Source organism: Nocardia macrotermitis, from assembly GCF_009604405.1.
GTDB lineage: Bacteria > Actinomycetota > Actinomycetes > Mycobacteriales > Mycobacteriaceae > Nocardia > Nocardia macrotermitis.
In genome coordinates this window covers 496709-517975 of sequence record NZ_WEGK01000001.1, presented here as the reverse complement: position 1 = coordinate 517975, position 21267 = coordinate 496709, and the positions used below count along the sequence as shown (strand labels likewise).

The 21267-nt window shown below is 68.2% G+C and carries 19 protein-coding genes and 1 riboswitch; of the genes, 14 read left to right on the top strand and 5 right to left on the bottom strand.

Going from position 1 to position 21267, the window contains the following annotated elements:
- The first annotated feature begins 117 nt into the window (after positions 1 to 117).
- The 10 genes from NRB20_RS02240 (at position 118) to NRB20_RS02195 (ending at position 12000) form a co-directional block, all read left to right on the top strand.
- Complete coding sequence (locus NRB20_RS02240) at positions 118 to 729, top strand: MerR family transcriptional regulator (RefSeq protein WP_406603769.1); 612 nt, start codon at positions 118 to 120, stop codon at positions 727 to 729.
- A gap of 267 nt (positions 730 to 996) precedes the next feature.
- A riboswitch (glycine riboswitch) is annotated at positions 997 to 1091 on the top strand.
- Positions 1092 to 1253: 162 nt separating this feature from the next.
- Positions 1254 to 4067, top strand: coding sequence for an aminomethyl-transferring glycine dehydrogenase (gene gcvP, locus NRB20_RS02235; protein ID WP_406603768.1), 2814 nt, complete (start codon positions 1254 to 1256; stop codon positions 4065 to 4067).
- Between the two features lie 269 nt (positions 4068 to 4336).
- The gene (locus NRB20_RS02230) at positions 4337 to 4861 is read left to right on the top strand and encodes an MSMEG_0572/Sll0783 family nitrogen starvation response protein (RefSeq protein WP_153407454.1); all 525 of its coding nucleotides are present in this window, start codon (positions 4337 to 4339) and stop codon (positions 4859 to 4861) included.
- Between the two features lie 6 nt (positions 4862 to 4867).
- Entirely contained in the window at positions 4868 to 5764 is an 897-nt protein-coding gene (locus NRB20_RS02225; protein ID WP_153407453.1) for a carbon-nitrogen hydrolase family protein, read from the top strand.
- Positions 5757 to 6074 carry an MSMEG_0570 family nitrogen starvation response protein gene (locus NRB20_RS02220; protein WP_153407452.1) on the top strand — a complete coding sequence of 106 codons (318 nt, stop codon included), beginning with the start codon at positions 5757 to 5759 and terminating at the stop codon, positions 6072 to 6074. Before NRB20_RS02225 ends, NRB20_RS02220 begins: the two co-directional genes overlap by 8 nt.
- Entirely contained in the window at positions 6071 to 7360 is a 1290-nt protein-coding gene (locus NRB20_RS02215; RefSeq protein WP_153407451.1) for an MSMEG_0569 family flavin-dependent oxidoreductase, read from the top strand. The genes NRB20_RS02220 and NRB20_RS02215 overlap by 4 nt, the downstream gene beginning before the upstream one ends.
- Positions 7357 to 8406, top strand: a complete 1050-nt coding sequence (locus NRB20_RS02210; protein ID WP_319944345.1) for an MSMEG_0568 family radical SAM protein — start codon at positions 7357 to 7359, stop codon at positions 8404 to 8406. The genes NRB20_RS02215 and NRB20_RS02210 overlap by 4 nt, the downstream gene beginning before the upstream one ends.
- Positions 8407 to 8408: 2 nt before the next feature.
- Positions 8409 to 9851, top strand: coding sequence for an MSMEG_0567/sll0787 family protein (locus tag NRB20_RS02205; RefSeq protein WP_319944431.1), 1443 nt, complete (start codon positions 8409 to 8411; stop codon positions 9849 to 9851).
- Positions 9852 to 10010: 159 nt separating this feature from the next.
- Positions 10011 to 10859, top strand: a complete 849-nt coding sequence (locus NRB20_RS02200) for a carbon-nitrogen hydrolase family protein (RefSeq protein ID WP_153407450.1) — start codon at positions 10011 to 10013, stop codon at positions 10857 to 10859.
- Positions 10860 to 10890: 31 nt separating this feature from the next.
- On the top strand, positions 10891 to 12000 hold the full coding sequence (locus tag NRB20_RS02195; protein WP_319944344.1) for an MSMEG_0565 family glycosyltransferase: 1110 nt from the start codon (positions 10891 to 10893) through the stop codon (positions 11998 to 12000).
- A 24-nt stretch (positions 12001 to 12024) separates the two neighbouring features.
- Here the strand turns inward: NRB20_RS02195 and NRB20_RS02190 are convergent, their stop codons facing one another.
- The 4 genes from NRB20_RS02190 to NRB20_RS38815 form a co-directional block, all read right to left on the bottom strand.
- Entirely contained in the window at positions 12025 to 13644 is a 1620-nt protein-coding gene (locus tag NRB20_RS02190) for a VWA domain-containing protein (RefSeq protein WP_227833107.1), read from the bottom strand.
- Between the two features lie 162 nt (positions 13645 to 13806).
- A complete protein-coding gene (locus NRB20_RS02185) occupies positions 13807 to 14067 on the bottom strand; it encodes a WhiB family transcriptional regulator (RefSeq protein ID WP_153407448.1) in 261 nt (86 codons plus the stop codon).
- A 43-nt stretch (positions 14068 to 14110) separates the two neighbouring features.
- A complete protein-coding gene (locus NRB20_RS02180) occupies positions 14111 to 14665 on the bottom strand; it encodes an HNH endonuclease (RefSeq protein WP_153407447.1) in 555 nt (184 codons plus the stop codon).
- A 58-nt stretch (positions 14666 to 14723) separates the two neighbouring features.
- On the bottom strand, positions 14724 to 14846 hold the full coding sequence (locus NRB20_RS38815; RefSeq protein ID WP_264766316.1) for a hypothetical protein: 123 nt from the start codon (positions 14844 to 14846) through the stop codon (positions 14724 to 14726).
- A 341-nt stretch (positions 14847 to 15187) separates the two neighbouring features.
- Between NRB20_RS38815 and NRB20_RS02175 the strand changes: the two genes are divergently transcribed.
- The 4 genes from NRB20_RS02175 to NRB20_RS02160 all read left to right on the top strand — a co-directional run bounded on the left by NRB20_RS02175 (position 15188) and on the right by NRB20_RS02160 (position 18895).
- Positions 15188 to 16606 carry a lipase family protein gene (locus tag NRB20_RS02175; RefSeq protein ID WP_319944343.1) on the top strand — a complete coding sequence of 473 codons (1419 nt, stop codon included), beginning with the start codon at positions 15188 to 15190 and terminating at the stop codon, positions 16604 to 16606.
- Positions 16607 to 16820: 214 nt separating this feature from the next.
- Positions 16821 to 18017, top strand: coding sequence for an inorganic phosphate transporter (locus NRB20_RS02170; RefSeq protein WP_319944342.1), 1197 nt, complete (start codon positions 16821 to 16823; stop codon positions 18015 to 18017).
- Between the two features lie 11 nt (positions 18018 to 18028).
- Positions 18029 to 18322 carry a hypothetical protein gene (locus NRB20_RS02165; RefSeq protein ID WP_153407445.1) on the top strand — a complete coding sequence of 98 codons (294 nt, stop codon included), beginning with the start codon at positions 18029 to 18031 and terminating at the stop codon, positions 18320 to 18322.
- Positions 18323 to 18589: 267 nt separating this feature from the next.
- A complete protein-coding gene (locus NRB20_RS02160) occupies positions 18590 to 18895 on the top strand; it encodes a DUF3349 domain-containing protein (protein WP_153407444.1) in 306 nt (101 codons plus the stop codon).
- A gap of 107 nt (positions 18896 to 19002) precedes the next feature.
- Here the strand turns inward: NRB20_RS02160 and NRB20_RS02155 are convergent, their stop codons facing one another.
- Positions 19003 to 21186, bottom strand: a complete 2184-nt coding sequence (locus tag NRB20_RS02155) for a malate synthase G (RefSeq protein WP_153407443.1) — start codon at positions 21184 to 21186, stop codon at positions 19003 to 19005.
- Positions 21187 to 21267: the final 81 nt, after the last annotated feature.

The following is a 21267-nucleotide window of genomic DNA, read 5'->3' as shown; positions in this document are numbered from 1 at the left end:
CGAGAAACACGCGGTGCGCGGAGTTTGGTTCCATGCCTGTGCTGCCGAGACAATCGGGAGAGTAGCCTCGACAGTTAGGCCGTTGTTCTCTTCGGCGATGCAGTGAGGGAGTAGTCAGTGGGAGACCAACCGCAGCAGACACCATCGGCGCGGCCCGCCCCGGCAGGAGATGCACGGCCCGCCGCGGTTGTACAGCCAGGACTGTTCCCCGACGACACGGTGCCGGACGATCTAGTGGGTTACCGGGTGCCCAGCGCCTGCCAGGTGGCCGGAATCACGTACCGCCAGCTCGACTACTGGGCCCGCACCGGCCTGGTCGTCCCGTCCATCCGCAGTGCCACCGGTTCGGGCAGCCAGCGGCTGTACTCGTTCAAGGACATCCTGGTCCTGAAGATCGTCAAGCGCCTGCTGGACGCGGGCATCTCGCTCCAGAACATCCGCATCGCGGTCGACCACCTGCGCAGCCGCGGGGTCGAGGATCTGGCGGGCATCACCCTGTTCTCCGACGGCGCGACGGTGTACGAATGCGCCTCGCCCGAGGAGGTCGTCGATTTACTGCAGGGCGGGCAGGGCGTATTCGGCATCGCGGTGAGCGGTGCGATGCGGGAGCTGACCGGCGCGATCGCGGCCTTCCCGGCCGAGCGGGCCGAGAGCCACACCGCCTCCGAACGTCCCGAGGACGAACTGTCGTTCCGTCGCAAGGTCCGCGAGAACCGTAAGACCGGGTAGCGCCCGGGATCTGCTGAACGTCCGACGAGCCCCGCGAAGTTTCGCGGGGCTCGTTATCTCGAGTGTGACTGGTCACATTCGATATCGCGAGCGACAACTGATCTCTGAAGTACATGGGTAACTTCCCGGGGACGTCCAGTAGGTGACCTGCATCTTTACCGTCGGCCCGACGCTCGAGTCCCGGGGCGCTCGACGGTCCGCTGAAGTCGCGGCGAGGCGGGGGAGAAACATGATCGACATAGGTGTCGGACTAGAATTGGATCGCGCCAATGCCGTGCGGGAGAGTTCCGGGTTCGTCCCGGACGCCGAAGGAGCAGCACCTCCCCGTCAATCTCTCAGGCACAAGGGACCGTGCGGGCAGTGGGCGTCTCTGGAAAGCGTCGGCCGCACACAATGCGGGCCGGCCACCCATGGGGAAAGGGATCGCGTGCGCGCGCCCCGAATCTCTCAGGTTCCACGACAGAGGGGGAGGGCCCGACGTTGTCGACCCGCCCGTCGACGCCGCCCGACCCCTGGGAGTTGCCGTGACCCGTCCCTTCGCCGATCGTCATATCGGTCCCGATCCCGCCGCCCTCGCCGAGATCCTCGACGTCGTGGGCGTGCGTTCGCTCGACGAGCTGGCCGAGCGCGCGGTCCCCGCCACCATCCTCGACCCGGCCACCGACACCGGTCTGGGCGCCCTGCCCCCCGCGGCCTCCGAACACGAGGTGCTCGCCGAACTGGCCGCGCTGGCGCATTCCAACACCGTCGCGACCTCGATGATCGGCCTGGGCTACTACGACACGCTCACCCCGCCGGTGCTGGTGCGCAACCTGATCGAGAATCCGGCCTGGTACACCGCCTACACGCCGTACCAGCCGGAGATCAGCCAGGGGCGGCTCGAGGCGCTGCTGAACTTCCAGACCATGGTCTCGGACCTGACCGGGATGGAGGTGGCGAACGCGTCCATGCTGGACGAGGCGACCGCCGCCGCCGAGGCGATGACGTTGCTGCGCAGGGCGAATCGGACGAGCAAGTCCGCGCGGCTGCTGATCGACGCCGACCTGTTCCCACAGACCCGCACGGTGCTGTACACGCGCGCCGAACCGCTGGGAATCGAGATCGTCGAGGCGGATCTGAGCTCGGCGACCTTGCCGGACGGTGAATTCTTCGGGGTGCTGGTGCAGACGCCGGGCGCCTCGGGGCGCGTCGTGGACTGGACCGCGTTGATCGAAACCGCGCACGAGCGTGGCGCTCTGGTGGCGGCCGGTGCGGATCTGCTTGCGCTGACGTTGATCACGCCGCCGGGGGAGCAGGGCGCGGACGTATGTTTCGGCACCACACAGCGTTTCGGTGTGCCGCTGGGATTCGGTGGACCGCACGCCGGATATCTGGCGGTTCGCACCGCGCATGCGCGGCAGTTGCCCGGACGCCTGGTCGGCGTCTCGGTGGACGCCGACGGCAGCACCGCCTACCGGCTCGCCCTCCAGACGCGTGAGCAGCACATTCGCCGGGAGAAGGCGACCTCGAACATCTGTACCGCGCAGGTGCTGCTGGCGATCGTGGCCGCCATGTACGCCTCCTACCACGGCGCGGACGGCTTGCGCGCGATCGCGCGGCAGGTGCACAGGCACGCCGCGGATCTGGCCGCCGGACTCGGGGAAGCCGTTGTACACCAACGGTTCTTCGACACCGTACTGGTCCGGGTGCCGGACGGTGCGGAGGCCGTGGTCGGCAAGGCGCAGGGACGCGGGGTGAACCTGCACCTGGTCGACGCCGATCACGTCTCGGTGGCCTGCGACGAGGCCACCACCGCGGAACACGTCGGTATCGTGCTCGAATCCTTCGGCGCGACAACCGATTCCGATCGCGCGCCGCTGCCCGTCATCGAGGATCGCAGTTCGGAGTTCCTGACCCATCCGGCCTTCACCCGGTATCACACCGAGACCGCCATGATGCGTTACCTGCGGCAGCTCTCGGACAAGGATATCGCCTTGGACCGCAGCATGATTCCGCTCGGATCGTGCACCATGAAGCTCAACGCGGCCGCCGAGATGGAACCGATCACCTGGCCCGGATTCTCCCGCCTGCACCCGTACGCGCCCGCCCAGGACACGCCCGGCATGCTGCGGGTGATCGAGGATCTGGAGAGCTGGCTCGCGACCGTCACCGGGTACGACCGGGTCAGCTTGCAGCCCAATGCCGGAAGTCAGGGCGAATACGCCGGGCTGCTGGCGATTCGGCGGTACCACCTCGATCGTGGTGACACCCAGCGGGATACCTGCCTCATCCCGTCCAGTGCGCACGGCACCAACGCCGCGTCGGCGGCGATGGCCGGGCTGCGCGTGGAAGTGGTCAAGTGCCGCGAGAACGGCGACGTCGACCTGGACGACCTGCGCGCGAAGATCGCCGATCACGCCGATCGGCTGGCCTGCATCATGATCACCTATCCGTCCACGCACGGGGTGTACGAGCACGAGGTCGCGCAGCTGTGCGCGCTGGTGCACGACGCGGGCGGGCAGGTGTACGTGGACGGTGCGAATCTGAATGCCCTTGTCGGACTTGCCCGTCCGGGCCGGTTCGGTGGTGACGTATCGCATCTGAATCTGCACAAGACGTTCTGCATTCCGCACGGCGGCGGCGGTCCGGGCGTCGGGCCGGTGGCGGTGCGCGAACATCTGGCGAAGTATCTGCCGGGCGATCCGCTCGAGACCGGTTCGCACGCGGTGTCCGAGGCCCGGTACGGGTCGGCCTCGATTCTGCCGATCACCTGGGCGTACATCCGGATGATGGGTGCGGACGGGCTGCGGCGGGCCACGCTGACCGCCATCGCGTCGGCGAATTACCTTGCGCGGCGGCTGGATTCGCACTTCCCGGTGCTGTACACCGGCGCCAACGGGGTGGTGGCGCACGAGTGCATCCTGGATCTGCGCGAGATCACCAAGCGCACCGGCGTCACCGTGGACGATGTGGCGAAGCGGTTGGCGGACTTCGGATTCCACGCGCCGACGATGAGTTTCCCGGTGGCGGGGACGCTGATGGTCGAGCCGACCGAGAGCGAGAATCTCGAGGAACTCGACGCGTTCGCCGATGCGATGATCGCGATCAAGGGGGAGATCGATCAGGTCGCAGACGGGGTGTGGCCGGTCGCGGAGAGCCCGTTGCGTGGCGCGCCGCACACCGCGGCCTGCCTGGTCGGTGCGTGGACGTACCCCTACAGTCGCGAAATCGCCGTCTACCCACAGGGTTTGGGCGCTGCTCGGGCCAAGATCTGGCCGTCGGTGCGTCGCATCGACGGTGCCTACGGTGATCGCAACCTGGTCTGCTCCTGCCCGCCGCTGGACGCGTACACCGACTGAGCCGGCACCTCTCCGGCTCACGCGCGGCGCGGTACATCCCGTGCCGCGCGGCCGGAGCGGGCCCGGGGCACACCATGTTACGGAATTCGGTGGGGCATTTATTCCATCGGTAACCATTGCGCAATACGACGGGCGTGAAATCTAACTGTAGCCGGAACAGCTACAGCATCGGATCGTTCCGCGATCCGGCTCCGTCTCGCAACGACGCGCGGTCCGATATTCCCCGACGGCAAACCTGTTGCCGTTCTCCACCATTCCGGGAGTGCCCCATGTCCGTATTCGACGCCACCATCACCGAGAATATCGAGAAGTCTCTCGCCGAGATTCCGCACCCGTCGCTGCCCGCCGGTTCGAATATCTACGGCGGCACCAAGATATTCCCCGACTATCAGGCCGAGAACGGGGAAAGTTATTTCACCCTCGTGCACGGTATCGCCCACGAATCCTCCGTGGCGTTCGTCGCGGTGCTCCAGGCGACCCGCGCGCTGCGGAAGGGCTTCGAGTCGGCGATCTACTTCTACGGGCCGGGCGCGCTGAACTGCCTTGCCACGCGCGGTTTTCCGAAGACCGGTGATTCCGGATTCCCCGGTGAGCAGAACATCAACGACGCGCTGGCGACGTTCATCGGCGAGGGCGGCACGGTGTTCTGCTGCCGATTCGGCCTGGCGCTGCACGGCGCTCGGGAAGAGGATCTGATCACCGGTGTCATTCCGGCGCATCCGCTGGACGTGCAGGACGCGGTCATTCATTACGCGCGCAAGGGCGCGATCATCAATTCCACCTATATGGTGTGATCCGGCATGGTCACCATCGGATCGGTCGCCGCCAATTTCACCCGGGACCTGGAACAGAATTTCGCCACCATCGCCGAGTTCGTCGCGCAGGCCCGGAAACGCGATGTGGATTTCCTGGTATTTCCCGAAGCCGCGATCGGCGGCTATCTGTCCAGCCTGGGAAATCACGGCGATACCGTCAAGACCACGACTCGCTCACTGCCACCGGCCATTCGGCTCGACGGTCCCGAAATCGCGCGGGTCCGCGCAGCGGTCGGTGACATGATCGTCGCGATCGGTTTCTGCGAACTCGGCCAGGACGGCGAAACCCGGTACAACGCGGCGGTGCTGCTGGACGGCGAACGCATCTACGGCAGTTATCGCAAGGTGCATCAGCCGCTGGGGGAGAACATGTCCTATTCGGCCGGTGACGGCTACGGCATCTTCGACACCCCGGTCGGGCGGATCGGCTTGCAGATCTGTTACGACAAGGCGTTTCCCGAGGCCGCCCGCATGATGGCGCTGGGCGGCGCGGAGATCATCGCGAGTCTGTCGGCCTGGCCCGCGGCTCGCACCGCGACGGCCGAGAACTTGCAGGACGATCGGTGGACGTACCGGTTCAATCTGTTCGATACCGCACGGGCACTGGACAATCAGGTGTTCTGGGTGGCCTCGAACCAGTCGGGCGCCTTCGGTTCGCTGCGGTACGTGGGCAATGCCAAGATCGTCGATCCGGGCGGCAATGTGCTGGCCACGACCGCCCTGGACAGCGGGCTGGCGGTCGCCGAGGTCGATGTCGAGGGCACCTTCCGGGCCATGCGGGCGGGCATGTTCCATCTGCGGGACCGGCGGCCCGACGTGTACGGGCCGCTGGTCGCCGCCGACCACGCGGCCGCCGCCTGGCGGGAGATCGCGCATGCCTGAGATGACGTTCACCGTCCGGTGGCCCGAGGGCGCGCCGGTGGGTTACTACTCGCCGAGTCTGGTGATGCACGATTTCCTCACGGCCGGAACCCGATACAGCGTCGGTGACTTCGTGCACCGGTCCGTCACCGCGTTGGACCACGCGACCGAGCGGGTGCGGGCGAAGTTCGGGTTCGCCTGTACCTCGGCTCAGGCGAGCGCGGAGCAGATCCGTTGCGACGCACGGGCTTTCCCGTCGGATGCGCTGGTCGAGGTCGTCGCGATGGAACCCGCGCTGCCGGAGCAGTTATCGGCGAAGGCATCGTCATGACCAGCGCCGATTACGTTCCGGTCGTGGTGGTGGGCGCGGGGCAGGCCGGGCTGTCGGTCAGCTGGTATCTGGGGCGGGCCGGGATCGACCATCTGGTGGTCGAGTCCGGGACGCCGATGCACGCCTGGGCCGACACGCGTTGGGACAACTTCACACTCGTCACGCCGAACTGGCACTGCCGACTGCCCGGCTATGCGTATCAGGGCGGCGATCCGGATGGTTTCATGACCCGGGACGAAGTGGTGGAGTGGCTGGCGGGATGGCTCGACACCTTCGAGCCGCCGCTGCGGACGCATACCAGGGTGGATCGGTTACGTTGTGTCGCAGCGGGTTTCGAGCTGACCCTGGAGTCCCCGACCGGCACCGAATCGCTACGCTGCGCGCAGGTGGTGGTGGCGACCGGCGGTTATCCGCTGCCGATCCTGCCGCCGTTCGCCGCGGCCATCGATCCCGCTGTGGCACAACTGCATTCGGAGCAGTACCGCAATCCGGCGCAGTTGCCGGACGGGGCCGTGCTGGTGGTCGGCACCGGACAGTCCGGTGCGCAGATCGCCGAGGATCTGCATCTGGCCGGGCGGCAGGTGCACCTCGCCGTCGGCGGCGCGCCGCGGGTGGCGCGTCGCTACCGTGGCCGCGACTGCATGACGTGGCTCGCCGATATGGGCGTGTACGACACACCCGCACAGCAGTATCCGGGCGGTAAAGCGGCGCAGGAGAAGACCAACCACTACGTCACCGGTCGCGACGGCGGCCGGGACGTGGACCTGCGCCGCTTCGCGCTCGAGGGAATGACGTTGTACGGCACGCTGATCGGCGGCAAGGACAGCGAGCTGACCTTCGCGCCCAGCCTGACCGAGGCGCTCGATCGGGCCGATTCGGTGTACAACTCGATCTGCTCGGATATCGATCGCCACATCGAGGCCGCCGGGATCGATGCGTCGCCGGCGTCCCGGTACGAGCCGGTCTGGGCCCCGGCCGCGGATCCTATCGGCCTCGATCTGGCCGCGGCGGGTGTGCGAAGCATCGTGTGGGCCATCGGATATCGGCCCGACTACCGCTGGATCGAGGCGAGCGCTTTCGACGGCGGCGGTCGGCCGATGCAGACCCGCGGCATCACCGAGGTGCCCGGATTGAGCTTCGTCGGGCTGCCCTGGATGCACACCTGGGGTTCGGGACGTTTCCTGGGCGTCGACCGGGACGCGCGGCACGTCGCCGAACACGTCGTCGCCGCGCTGTCCTCGGCAACGGTGCCGGATACCTTGCCCCAGAACGGAGTTCGACTGTGAACACCCGAGTGGATCTGACGCTCATCGGCATTCGCGGCACCCCGCCGGTGCACCGCACCGGCGGGGCCGGGCCCAGCGACGACGGTCACCTGCTGATCGACGGCCTGCCCGCCGCGGTACCGCGAAATCCCGAGAGCCCGTACGTCTTCGACGGCGACCGGGTGCTGTTCGACGGCACCGATACCGGCGTCGAGGTCGCCGCCGTGGCCCGGCCGCGGTTCTACGATCTGGTCACGGCGACCGGCGTCCCCTACGAGCGCATCGCGAAGCTGCACGGCCGCAGCGTGCTCGCGACGACGGTATTGCAGACCTGCATTCGATACCGGGAGGATCAGCGCTGCCGGTTCTGCTCGATCGAGGCGTCGCTGCGCGCCGGAGCCACCACGGCGGTCAAACAACCCGCCGAACTCGCCGAAGTCGCCCGTGCCGCAGTCGATCTGGACGGTGTGACGCAGATGGTCATGACGACCGGCACCTCGGCGGGTCCGGATCGCGGGGCCCGTCATCTGGCCCGATGCGTGCGTGCGGTGAAACAGGCGGTGCCGGAGCTGCCGATTCAGGTGCAGTGTGAGCCGCCCGCGGACCTGTCGGTCCTGACCGATCTGCGCGCGGCGGGCGCCGATGCCGTCGGCATCCACGTCGAGTCCCTCGACGACGCGGTGCGTCGGCGGTGGATGCCGGGCAAGGCGACGGTGCCGCTGGCCGAGTACCGCCGGGCCTGGAACGAGGCGGTGCGGGTGTTCGGGCCCAACCGGGTGTCGACCTACCTGCTGGTCGGACTCGGCGAGGATGCGGACGAATTGATCACCGGGGCAATCGAATTGGCGGAATCCGGGGTGTATCCGTTCGTGGTGCCGTTCCGGCCGCACGCGGGCACCCTGGCCGTCGATGTCGACCACGCGACCGCGCCGGACCCGGTCGTGCTGGAACGGGTGACCCGGACGGTGGCCGAACATCTGCTAGGGATCGGAATGCGCGGTGCCGCACAGCAAGCCGGTTGCGCGGCGTGCGGCGCGTGCAGTCTGCTCCAGGTGCTGGGGGCGTGATCGTGCTCGACGGAACCTCGTACTCGAACGCCGTGGCGGCCCCCGCGACACTGTCGATCCTGGCCGGAGAACCGCCGGTCCGGCGACCCGAATTCCTGGTCACCGTGGCGGACGCGCGCGCCCGGCGGGACCACCTGCGCCTGCGTCACCGCGAATTCGTCGAGCGGCAAAGGCTTTTCGCGCGATCGGATGTCGACGAGTTCGATGCCGACCCGCACACCGTCGTCCTGGTCGCGGTGACGCCGGACGGCGTGGTGCTCGGCGGCGTACGGCTGGTCTCGCACCGGGACCCGGTCACCGGTGCGGATATCGGCTGGTGGTCGGGCAGCAGGCTCGCGGTCGTGGACGCCCGGCACGCGCGCGGCATCGGCGCGGCACTCGTGCGGGCGGCGTGCGCGCATGTCGAATCCGCCGGTGCGCTGCGTTTCGATGCCACCGTGCAGGACCGGCAGGTGGCCCTGTTCCGGCATCTGGGCTGGGACGACGCCGGTCCCGGGCCGGTCGTCGGTGATCGCGCGCACCGCCGCATGCGGTGGCCGGTCGGACTCGTGCGTCGGGCGGTCGCGGCCACCAAGGCCCCGCTGGGCGCACTGCTCGCGCCGCTACTGCGGCAACCGGATGGGTTGGGCCCCAAGGGATTCCGTGGCGACGACGGTGCGCCGGTGCCGGGCACCGACGTGATCGCGGCGTGCGATGCGATCCTGCCGTCGATGGTCGAGCGCGATCCGGAATGGGCCGGGTGGTGTTCGGTGCTGGTCAACGTCAACGATCTCACCGCGATGGGTGCGCGTCCGGTCGGCCTGCTCGACGCGGTCGCCGCGCCCACCGCGACGCATCTGGAACGGATCATGTGCGGTCTGGCCCGCGCCGCCGCGGCCTGGGGCGTGCCGGTCCTGGGCGGGCACACCCAACTCGGTGTGCCGGCGGCGTTGGCGGTCACCGCGCTGGGCGTCACGTCCGCGCCGGTGCGGGCGGGCGGCGGCACGGTCGGGGACCGGGTCTCGCTGATCGCCGACCTCGGCGGTGACTGGCGGCCGGGATACCGGGATCGCCAGTGGGACAGTACGAGTCGGCGCGGCGGCGACGAGTTGCGCGGGATGGCGGAGGTGGTCGGGCGCCTGCGTCCGGCGGCGGCGAAGGACGTTAGCATGGCGGGTCTGGCCGGGACGCTGGGCATGCTCGCCGAAGCCTCCGGCACCGGGGCCGAACTCGACATCGCGGCGATTCCGCGGCCCGCCGGAGCCTCGATGGGCGCGTGGCTGGGCTGTTTCCCGGGCTTCGCCATGATCGTCGCGGATCCCGAACCCGTGCACACGGTTCCGGCGCCGCTCACCGCCGCACCGTGCGGGCGGTTGACCGCGGAGCCGGGCGTCAGGTTCCGTTGGCCGGACGGCACGATCACGGTCGCACTCGATTCCGGTGTGACCGGTCTCGGAGCCGCGTGACCCGGTGACGCGGCCGCCGGAGCGGTGAACGCGCAGGAGGAGTACACGGCGGAACGAACCGGTGCGGCAGGATGATCGACGGAGTCGGCCGGTGCGCACCCGATACCACCGGGCGGTCGGCCGCTGGAGGAAAGAGCCCGCCGGACGAGGAGTGCGGATATGACGATGGTGACACTGGGCGCGGTCGCGGGCCATTTCGGCCGCGATCTGGAACGCGGGCTGGACAAGGCGCTGGGGCTGCTCGCGGCCGCCGCACGCGACGGCGTCGACCTGCTGGTGTTCCCCGACGCGGCGCTCGGCGGCTACCTCGGCGATCTGCGCAGTCCGGCACCGGACGACCTGCCCCCGGCCCTGGCCCCGGACAGCCCGCAACTCGCCGCCCTGATCGCGGCGGCCGGTCCGGTGACGGTCTGTATCGGATATGCCGAAGCGGCCGGTGACCTGCGGTACAACACCGCGGTCTGCCTGAGCGGCGACGGCGTGCTGGGCACCCACCGCAAGGTGCATCAGCCCGCCGGTGAGCATCTGGCCTACGCGGCGGGAGATGCCTTCGGCGCGTTCGACACCCCGGTCGGGCGGCTCGGGATGCTGATCGATTACGACAAGACGTTTCCGGAGTCGGCGCGCTCGCTCGCCCTCGACGGCGCGAACATCATCGCGGCGCTGTCGGCCTGGCCCGCCAGCGTGACCGACCGTGCGGCGCGGCTGCCCGCGGACCGGCAGTCCCGGCTGTTCGACCTGTACGACTGTGCGCGCGCCGCCGAGAACCAGGTGTTCGTGGTGTCCTCGAATCAGACCGGGGTGCAGGGGGAGTTGCGGTTCCTCGGCCAGGCGAAGGTGGTCGGTCCGGGCGGGGACATCCTGGCCACCACCAGATCCAAGGGCGGGCTGGCCGTTGCGACCGTCGACGTCGAGGCCGAGATCGTGCGGGCCCGCCGGGTCCTGGATCATCTCGCCGAGCGCCGAAACGATACCTATCTGATCGAATCACCTTCCCGTACAAGGTGATCCACCATCGTGAGCCCGGAGGAGGCGAATCGTGCGAGTGGCCCTGCTGACCTATTCGACCAAACCGCGCGGCGGGGTGGTGCACACCCTGAACCTGGCCGAGGCGCTCGCCGATCTCGGTGTGGAGGTGACGGTCTGGTCACTGGCGCGCGGTGGTGACCAGGGATTCTTCCGGGAGGTGGACGACCGGGTGCGGCTGCGGCTGGTGCCGTTCCCGGACGTGCCCGACGAGCAGGTAGCGGACCGGATCGTGCGCTCCATCGAGGTGCTGCGGGCCAATGTCACCGTCGCCGACTACGACGTGGTGCACGCCCAGGACTGCATCAGCGCGAACGCGGTCGGCCGCTGCGTGCGCACCATCCATCATCTCGATCACTTCACCACCCCGGTACTGGCCGAATGTCACGAGCGGGCGATCCGCACGCCGTACGCGCGGATCTGCGTCTCCCGGGCGGTCGCGGACGAAGTGCGGGCCGGATGGGGATTCGAGCCGACGGTGATTCCGAACGGGGTGCGGGCCGACCGGTTCGCCGCGGCCGCCGCGTCGACGCCGCGGGCCGTCACGGATCGGCAGCGGTGGCGAGATCGCTTGGGGCCGTATGTTCTTGCGGTCGGCGGGATCGAACCACGCAAGGGCAGTATCGATCTGCTCGAGGCGTACCGGCTGTTGCGTGGGCGTCGGCCGGAGCTGTCCCTGGTCTTCGCCGGGGGTGAGACCCTGTTCGACTATCGCGACTATCGGGCCGAATTCGACCGTCGCCGTGCCGAATTCGGGCTCGAACCGACAGTTCTCGGCGCGGTGGCCGAGGAGGCGCTGCCCGCGTTGGTCGCCGCGTGCGAGGTCTTCGCCTTCCCGTCCATACAGGAAGGGTTCGGGCTGGCCGCGATGGAGGCGCTCGCCGCTCGCCGCCCGGTCGTGGCGCGCGATCTGCCGGTGCTGCGGGAAGTGTTCGGCGACACCGTCACCTATGCCGCGGACGTCCCCGGCCTCGCGGATCGACTGGCCGAGGCGTTGGATGCCGATTCGGACCGTGCGGCAACAGGATTCGCGTTCGCGGCGGCCCACACCTGGGATGCCGCCGCACGTGCGCACCTGGACTTCTATCGCACGCACGCGCTCCCGACCCGGGCCGCGACCTGATCCCGGCGGTGACCGCCGGATGCGTCAGGGCGTGGTCAGCGCCTTGTTGACCGCGGTGCCGAACGCCAGGTCATCGGAGGTGGTGACCTTGGTGTACGTACCGCCGGTCTGCTGCGCGAGGGTTTGCAGCGTGGCCGCGCCCTGACCGCCGATGACGATGACGTCCACCCGCACATGATGGGCGCTGTCGGCGGTCAGATCCGAGATCAGCTGCTGGCCGGTGATCGAGGAGTCGTCGTTCGGTCCGCCGGTGATCAGCAGGACGGAATTGGTTCGGCCCGTGGCGAATCCGTTCACCGCGCTCTTGTACGCCGCCTCCAGCGCCGGATAGGCGTGGTCGGTCTGTGAGCTGGTGGCGGAGAGATTGCCCAGGGCCTGCGCGAGTTCCGAACGATGCGCGTCGGTGAGCGGTCCGGTCTTGGAGACGATCCGATACGGATTGCCGGTGCTGTCACCGGCATAGGTCCACACGCCGACGCCGAAGTCCGCGGGCATGGTGTCCAGGGTGGATTCCACCGCGCCGATGGTGTTGTTCAGCCGCGTCATCGTGCCGTCGTTGGTGGCCATCGCCGCGGAGGTGTCGATCAGCACCGTGGACTGCACGCCCAGCACCGGGTTGGCCAGCACGGAATTGACCTGGGTCAGTACGGATTTGGCCGGAATCTGCACGGGTTGCGGTGGGGCGGCGCCGAATCCGGCCGCGGTGAACAGCTGCTGCTGCGCCGGAGCGCGCAGATAATCGGCGAACATCCCGGCGACGACCTGCTCGGTCTGATCCACCCACGAACCGGTCAGCAGCGCGGCCGGGAAGTCGGCGACCGGAGCGGACCCGCTGGGCTTGTACTCGGCGAGGCCCCCCGCCGCCTTGAGTTGCTGCTCGGTAACCGCAACGGCGTGGATCGGCGCCGCGGACACATTGTTCGCCGAGCCCGCGATGGTCTTCAACGCGCTCGTGGCATCCGCGGACTGCGGCGCGCCCTGCGCCAGCCGGGAGATCGCCGAGATCACCTGCCCGGAATGCGCGGACTCGTCGGTCAGCGGATCCGAACCCGACAGCGTCGCGCCGACCGCCGTGGCCGCGGCCAGCGTGCCGTCCCCGGCGGGCAGCGCCATCCGCAACCCACCCCAGCTACCCAGGCCGAGTTTGCTCATCGAGCCCTGCTGCAACGTGGGCAGATCGGACCAGGCGGTCTTGGCGGTGGTGAGGGCCTGACGCAGCTGATCCGGCACGGCCAACACGATCGGGCTGATCGCGACGGACTCCGGAGTGCCCTCGATCACACCCGGAATGCGCATGGACTGCACCGCGCGCGAGGAGTCCGGAATCCACAGCGCGGGTGGTGCGCCGAGCTTGGTGTCCCAGGACTTGGCGGTGAATCCGGCGACCATGGCCACCGAGGACTGCGTGTTCACCGCGACGGTGACACAGTGGTCGCGCACGTGCGGTTTGGTGGCGTTGAACCGCTCCGCGGCGCTGCGCACCGGGGCGGCGACGGCCGGATCGACGGTGACGGCCAGGGTTGCGGGACCTTCGACACATTCGGCGGCGGCATGGCGATTCTGATCCGCGGAATGTCGGCCCAGCCAGAACCAGCCCACGACGGCCACCGCGAATAACAGCACCGCTACCACGGAAATAACCAAACCTTTGCTCACACCTCGTGTTCCGCCGGTGCTGCGATGTGTACCCACGCCGCACAGTGTATGGTCACGCGATATCCGCCGCTCCGCGCGCCCGAGCATGGTCCGGCGGCGTTGTGGTACAGGCCACGGCCCCGGCACCGTGTGATGCCGGGGCGGGCCCCGCTACTCCCGGATCAGGCGGCCGCGATCGTACTCGTGACCACCCCAGACGCCGGTCTGGCCGGTGCGGGTGGCGAAGTCCCCGCAGGCGCGCCGGATCGGGCAGCCGGAGCAGATCTCACGCGCGTACGCGAAATCCTGCGACGGGTACGGGAACCACGCGTCGTGGTTCGGATCACCCCGGCAGGCGGCGGCCTGCCAGTCCTTGGCATCCGAGAGCGGGAAGAGGTCGATCAGGGTCGGGTCCTGTACTGCCTGGGTCATAGCGGAACTCCTCGTATATGCGCTGTGATCTGGTGGTTCGTCGTCAGGTGGCGGTGTGGGCGGTCGCGAGGCGCTTCCAGACCTGCCGCTGCGCGCGGGCCAAGTCGTTGGGGGCCTTGGGATCCCACAGCAGGCGCATCCCCGCCTCGGCGGGCGTGCGATCGGCCTTGCGGGTGTTGCAGTCCGAGCAGGCGGCGATCAGGTTGGACCAGGTGTTCGGACCACCCCGGCTGCGCGGCAGGATGTGGTCGACGGTCCCGGCCCAGCCGGTGCAGTAGCCGCACCGGTGCTCGTCGCGCCGCAGCACGCCCGCGAGCGTGGCGCGGCTCTCGTCGTGCACCAGCATCCGGTGCTCGAGGTAGACGTAGCGGCGCAGCCGAATCGTTTCCGGCAGTGCGATTTCCGTGTGCTGGGAGCGGATCGGGAAGTGCGGCGCCCGCTCGACCACGGTCTCCGCGGCGTCGGTGATCAGCAGCACCACCGCGCGGTCGGCGGAGATCTCGGTGAGCGCCTCGTAGGAGGCGTTGAGCACCAGCACCTCGGTGCGTATCCAGTTGTCGGAGTCGATCGCCGCGGCGGCGGCACGGTGGAATGGCATGGGCGTCACCATGTTTCGTGAAAATGCGGATTTCGGATCGGGAGCGGGAGTGGGGCGGTCAGGCCGCGCCGGGGAGGTGACCGAGCGCGATTCCCTTGTGCGCATCGCGCGGGCGGGTATTCGACAACCGCGCCGGATATGCGCAGAAGTGCTGCGAGACAACGGTATTGATCGAAGACATCGGTACCTCCTCTCCGTGTTCGCCGAAAATCGCGCCCCGGCCGGGGACGGCCGAGGCGGTTGTTACATCGTCCTCATGGTGACACAGCGTTACCGCCGCTGTCGGGTCATTTTTCCGGTGGGTGCGGCGGACATGTGCCGGTTCCTTCAACACGCCCCGCCCCGGAACTATTCCCGCACCCTTTTCCGGATCCGATCCGGTCACGGTGCCGGTAACCTCCGGCTTCTCCGCGCTGGGGAGCTATACGATCGAAGACATAGTTCGCGGCGGTGGCACGGGGTTGGAAGCTGGTGCCACCGCCGTCGTTTCGCTACGCATGGATGTTTCGGTACGCATGGAATGTGGGGTGGCTCGTGTGGGCTCGGTGTGTCGTCGTTCTGGCCGTCGTCGTCTCCTGCGGTGGTGTCGCCGCGGTCGCGCGGGCGCAACCGCCCGCGCCGAATCCTCCTGCGCTACCGTCGATTCCGGTACCGCACGGGCTCGACATCCCGGATCTGCAACAGTGGATCGACGCGGTGGTGCCGCGCCCGGAGATCGCGCGCCCGGCGCCGGTCCCGAAGGCTTCCTCGGAAACCCGATCTCCCTCTCCGACAACGGATCTGGCGAGGCTGCGCGCCGCGGTGCTGCCGTCGGACATCGGCGATCAGATGTTCGACGCGTGGCCGTCGGGGCTGGCGAGCCGCGCCCCCGGTGACGTCGTCCAGACCCGCGATGTGACCGCGACGGCCGCGCCGCTGCTGACCGCGCCGGTGCGGCAGGTGCTGCAACTGAAGTTCCGCACCACCGGCGCGCACGGTGAGCCGAGTTTCGCGACGGCCTCACTGGTCCTGCCCGCCGCGCCGTGGGCCGGGCCCGGCGCGCGGCCGATGCTGGTCAACAATCTGGCGATCGACGGCCTCGGACGGCAGTGCACGCCGGGTTACACTCTCGCGCACGGATATTCGGCCAACACCAACAGCGCGGACTTCTTCCCGCCGCTGACGCAGCTGGCCGTGCTGCGCGGTTACGCGGTGTTGATCCCCGATCACGAGGGCCCGGACATGGCCTATGCCGAACCGTACGTCGCCGCGCATGCGGTGCTGGACGCGATTCGCGGTGCGCGCCAACTGCTTCCGGATGAACTCGGCGCCAGCCGATTCGCGATGACCGGCTACTCCGGCGGCGCGATCGCGACCCGGGCCGCGGCGGTGCTGATGTCCGAGTACGCGCCGGAACTGGCGTCCTCGGCGGTCGGTGCGGCGGTCGGCGGCGTGCCCGCGGACTATCGGATGCTCTCGACCACGATGAACGCCAACCTCGCCACCGGCGTGTTCATGGCCGCGGTGTTCGGTATCGGCCGCGAACATCCCGAGGTCCTGGCCACCATGAACAACCTCGCCCAGCAGGTGACGACCTCACCGCTGAAGAACGTGTGCATGAACCTGATCGAGGTCCCGGGCGTGATCACCCCGCCGATCGATATCGCCGCCAATATCGCCGATCCGCTGCACAGCCCGGTGGCGCAGCAGGTGTTCGAGGCCACCGACGTCTCCGCGCGCAAGTCGGCCATGCCGCTGCTGGTCTACAACGGGGCGCAGGATTTCTGGATCCCGGCCGCCGGAGCCCGTGAGCTGTACAGGCAGCAGTGCGCCCTCGGGGTGACGGCCATCTATCGCGACGTTCCCGGCGAACACTTCCTGGCGGGCGACACCGGCTGGCCCGGACTGATCACCTGGCTGGATCAGCGTTTGCAGGGAGTGCCCGCACCGGACGAATGCTGAGCCGCCGGGGACGCTGTGGCGTCGAACCGCCGCAGCGGTGAGATGGACCACAGATGACGGGAATCGCCGGTAGATGAACGCCGTAAGTCACCTTGACGCGTCACGTGACCTGGGAGACTCCGGCGTATCACCGGTAGTGAATGATTAGCTGAACGTCAGATGAACAGCTTGTCTCTAGGTGGTCAGCGGGGCTTGCCAGGATGAAACTGTTCCAGTGAGCGCAGAACTCATTGTCCTTCTGATAGTTATAGTTACGGCGTTGGCGTTCGATTTTACGAACGGTTTCCACGACACCGCGAACGCGATGGCCACGTCCATCGCCACCGGTGCGTTGAGTCCACGTGTGGCCGTAGCGATGTCCGGTGCGCTGAATTTGGTTGGCGCGTTCCTCTCGGTGGAGGTGGCCAAGACAGTCTCATCCGGTTTGCTCAAGATTGACCATGTACATGGCATGGCCTTGTTGCAAATCGTGTTCGCCGGCCTGGTCGGCGGCATCCTGTGGAATCTGATCACGTGGCTGTTCGGTATCCCGTCCAGTTCCACGCACGCCCTGTTCGGCGGATTGATCGGCGCCGCGATGGCCGCCCTGGGCGTGTCCGGGGTGATCTGGTCCGGTAACGAGAAGACCGGCCTGATCAACAAGGTCATCGTCCCGGCCCTGCTGGCCCCCGTCGTCGCGGCGATCGTCGCGGGAATCGGAACCTACATCGTCTACCGGCTGACCAAGTCCTCGGACGAGGCCAAGGCGCGCAAGACCTTCCGGATCGGCCAGATCGGTTCGGCCGCACTGGTTTCGCTGGCCCACGGCACCAACGACGCGCAGAAGACCATGGGCGTGATCTTCATGGCCCTGGTCGCGTACGGTTCGGCCAACAACAGCCAGGACATCCCGCTGTGGGTCAAGATCTGCTGTGCGCTGGCCATCGCGCTGGGCACCTACCTGGGCGGCTGGCGGATCATCCGCACGCTCGGCAAGGGCCTGGTGGAGATCGACGCACCGCAGGGTTTCGCGGCCGAGACGTCCTCGGCGGCGATCATCCTGACCTCCGCGCAGTTCGGTCTGCCGTTGTCCACCACGCATGCCGCGACCGGTTCCATCCTGGGCACCGGCCTGGGTAAGCCGGGTGCGGAGGTGCGCTGGAGCGTGCTCGGCCGGATGGCCGTGGCCTGGGTGATCACGCTGCCGCTGGCCGCCGTCGTCGGCGCGATCTGCTGGGGCATCACCGATCTGGTTCCCGGACTGGGTGGTGTGGTGATCGACGCGGTGATCCTGGTCGCCGCCTCGGCCTACATCTACTTCCGTTCGCGGAAGAACAAGGTCGACACCAGCAATGTCAACGAGGAGTGGGAGGGCGGGCTCACCCCGCCGTCCGACGTCGCCGCTGCCGACAAAGCCACCACGGCCGTCTGAGGAGGGTATCGATGCATACGGTAAGTGCCATTGCGACCTCGCTCGGCGAGGTGATGTTGATCGCGCTGATCCTCGGTGTGGGAATTCCGCTGATCTTCGCGATCGGGGTGCGGTTCTGGGCGCCGGAGACGGCCACCGTGAACGGTGCGCCCGCCGAACGGAACCCCGTCTTCCAGGCGATCGCGTACATCTGTTTCGCGATCGTGGCGATCATCGTGGTCCTCGGAATCGTCTACATCGCAAAGGATTTCATCAGCCACACCTTCGACGTCCAACTGTTCGGCGCGAAGCCTCCGAAGAAGTGACGTGCGCTCGCCGGGCAGGCTCCGTCTCGCCCGGCGGCCGATGAGTCCGTCGTTCCGGCCCGGCCGGGGCAACCGCGTGCGGTTGCCCCGGCTCTACTCGTATATTCGGGTGGCGGACAACACAGATCACGGCAACCGCCCCGCTTGCGTTCGCGCGGCGCGGGCACCACGATGACAGCGGAGTTGCCGTGCCGGCCGTGCCGCGGGCGGCCGGGCACGGACCAGACGAAGCGATACCCGTCCCCGGCCCGACAGAACTGGTAGAAGATGGCCTTATCCGAGGTACTGACGAAGATCGTGGAGTGGTTGCGGGCCGGTTACCCGCAGGGCGTTCCCGAACACGATTACGTTCCGCTGCTGGCTCTGCTCGCTCGTCGCCTGACGAAGGAGGAGCTCCGCCAGGTGACCGACGCGCTCATCGAAGCGGGCGCGCTGCCCGCCGACCGCGTGGACGCCGGGGTCGCGATCACCGAGATCACCGACGAGCTTCCGCGCGAAGCCGATCTGACCCGGGTGCGCGAGCACCTGCTCGCCAACGGCTGGCCGGTCGACGACGACTGGTCCGAGCGGTAAGCCCCTTCCTCGAGAGGTTTCCCTCGGAGAACGACGATCCCCCTGCCGAACGAAGGTTCGACCGGGGGATCGTCGCGGTTCTGGCCCGGATCGGGCCGTTGCGGGGCTCAGCCCTTGGCGGCCAGCGCCTTCGCCTCGCGGCGGCGACGGTGCAGGATCGGCTCGGTGTAGCCGTTGGGCTGGGTGCCGCCCTCGAGGATGAGTTCCTTGGCGGCCTGGAACGCGACGCTCGCGGCGAAGTCCGGAGCCATCGGGCGGTAGTTCGCGTCACCGGCGTTCTGCCGGTCGACCACCGGGGCCATCCGCTCCAGGCTGGCCACCACCTGCTCGGCGGTGACGATGTCGTGCCGCAGCCAGTTCGCCATCAGCTGGCTCGAAATACGCAGGGTCGCACGGTCTTCCATCAGTGCGACATCGTTGATGTCCGGCACCTTGGAGCAGCCGACGCCCTGGTCGATCCAGCGGACCACGTAGCCCAGGATGGACTGCGAGTTGTTGTCCAACTCGTTGGCGATCTCCTCGGCGGACCAGGTCGGGTCCGCGGACAGCGGGATCTCCAGGATCTGATCGACCGTGGCACGCGCGCCGCCGCGGGCGATCTCGGCCTGCCGCTTGAACACGTCCACCTGGTGGTAGTGCGTCGCGTGCAGGGTCGCCGCGGTCGGGGAGGGCACCCACGCGGTGGTCGCGCCCGAACGCGGGTGGCCGATCTTCTGCTCGAGCATGTCGTGCATCAGATCCGGCATGGCCCACATGCCCTTGCCGATCTGCGCCTTGTGCGGCAGCGCGGCGCTCAGGCCGGTGTCGACGTTCCAGTCCTCGTAGGAGGCGATCCACTGCTGCTTCTTCATATCGGCCTTGCGGACCATCGGTCCGGCCACCATCGAGGTGTGGATCTCGTCGCCGGTGCGGTCCAGGAAGCCGGTGTTGATGAACACCACGCGGTCGCGGGCGGCGTCGATGCACGCCTTGAGGTTGACCGTGGTGCGGCGCTCCTCGTCCATGATGCCGACCTTGAGGGTGTTGGCGGGCAGGCCCAGCACACCCTCGACGCGCGCGAACAGTTCGTTGGCGAAGGCCACCTCGTCCGGGCCGTGCATCTTGGGCTTGACGATGTAGACCGAACCGGTGCGCGAGTTGGAGACCCGGGCCTCGCCGCGCAGGCTGTGGATCGCGGCCAGGGAGGTGAACAGCGCGTCCAGGATGCCCTCGGGCACCTCGTCGCCGTTGGCGTCCAGGATCGCGTCGCTGGTCATCAGGTGCCCGACGTTGCGCACGAACAGCAGTGAACGGCCGTGCAGCACAACGTCTTTCCCGTCCAGCCCGGTGTAGACGCGGTCCGGGTTCATGGTGCGGGTGAAGGTCTTGCCGCCCTTGGCGACCTCTTCGGCCAGATCGCCCTTCATCAGGCCCAGCCAGTTGGTGTAGCCCAGGACCTTGTCCTCGGCGTCGACCGCGGCGACCGAATCCTCGAAGTCCATGATCGTGGTGACCGCGGACTCGAGCACCACGTCCTTGACCCCGGCGGTGTCGGTGCTGCCGATCGGGGAGGACGGGTCGATCTGGATCTCGATGTGCAAACCGTTGTGGCGCAACAGGATCGAGGTCGGAGAATCGGGAGTGCCGAGGTAGCCCACCAGCGCCGAGGCGTCGGCCAGGCCGATGTCGGTGCCGTCCTCGAGGGTCACCTCGAGCTCGCCGTCGACGATCTTGTACGCCTGCGAGCCGATGTGCGAGCCGGTGATCAGCGGGACCGCGTCGTCGAGGAAGTTGCGGGCCCACTCGATGACCTTGTCACCGCGAACCTTGTTGTAGCCGCTGCCCTTCTCCGCGCCGCCGGTCTCCGGGATGGCGTCGGTGCCGTACAGCGCGTCGTAGAGCGAGCCCCAGCGCGCGTTGGCGGCGTTGATCGCGAAGCGCGCGTTCATCACCGGCACCACCAGCTGCGGGCCCGCGGTGGTGGCGATCTCGTCGTCCACGTTCTGCGTATCAATGGCGAAATCGGCGGGCTCGGGACGCAGGTAGCCGATCTCGGTCAGGAACTGCTTGTAGGCGGCCTTGTCGTACCCGGTGCCGGGGTTCTCGGCATGCCAGGCGTCGAGCTTGCCCTGGATCTCGTCGCGTTCGGTCAGCAGGGCACGGTTGCGCGGGGCGAGGTCGTTGATGACCTGCTCGGCACCGGTCCAGAACGCGGCGGAATCTACGCCGGTGCCGGGGAGCGCCTGGTTCTGCACGAAGTCGTGGAGAACGCCTGCCACCTGAAGCCCGCCGACCTGAATCCGCTCTGTCATCTACTGCCTCATTTCGAGAAAGCCGGATGGAAAAAGTACGACCGTCATGTTACTCGGCGGTAATAGCCGGTTGGTACCTAC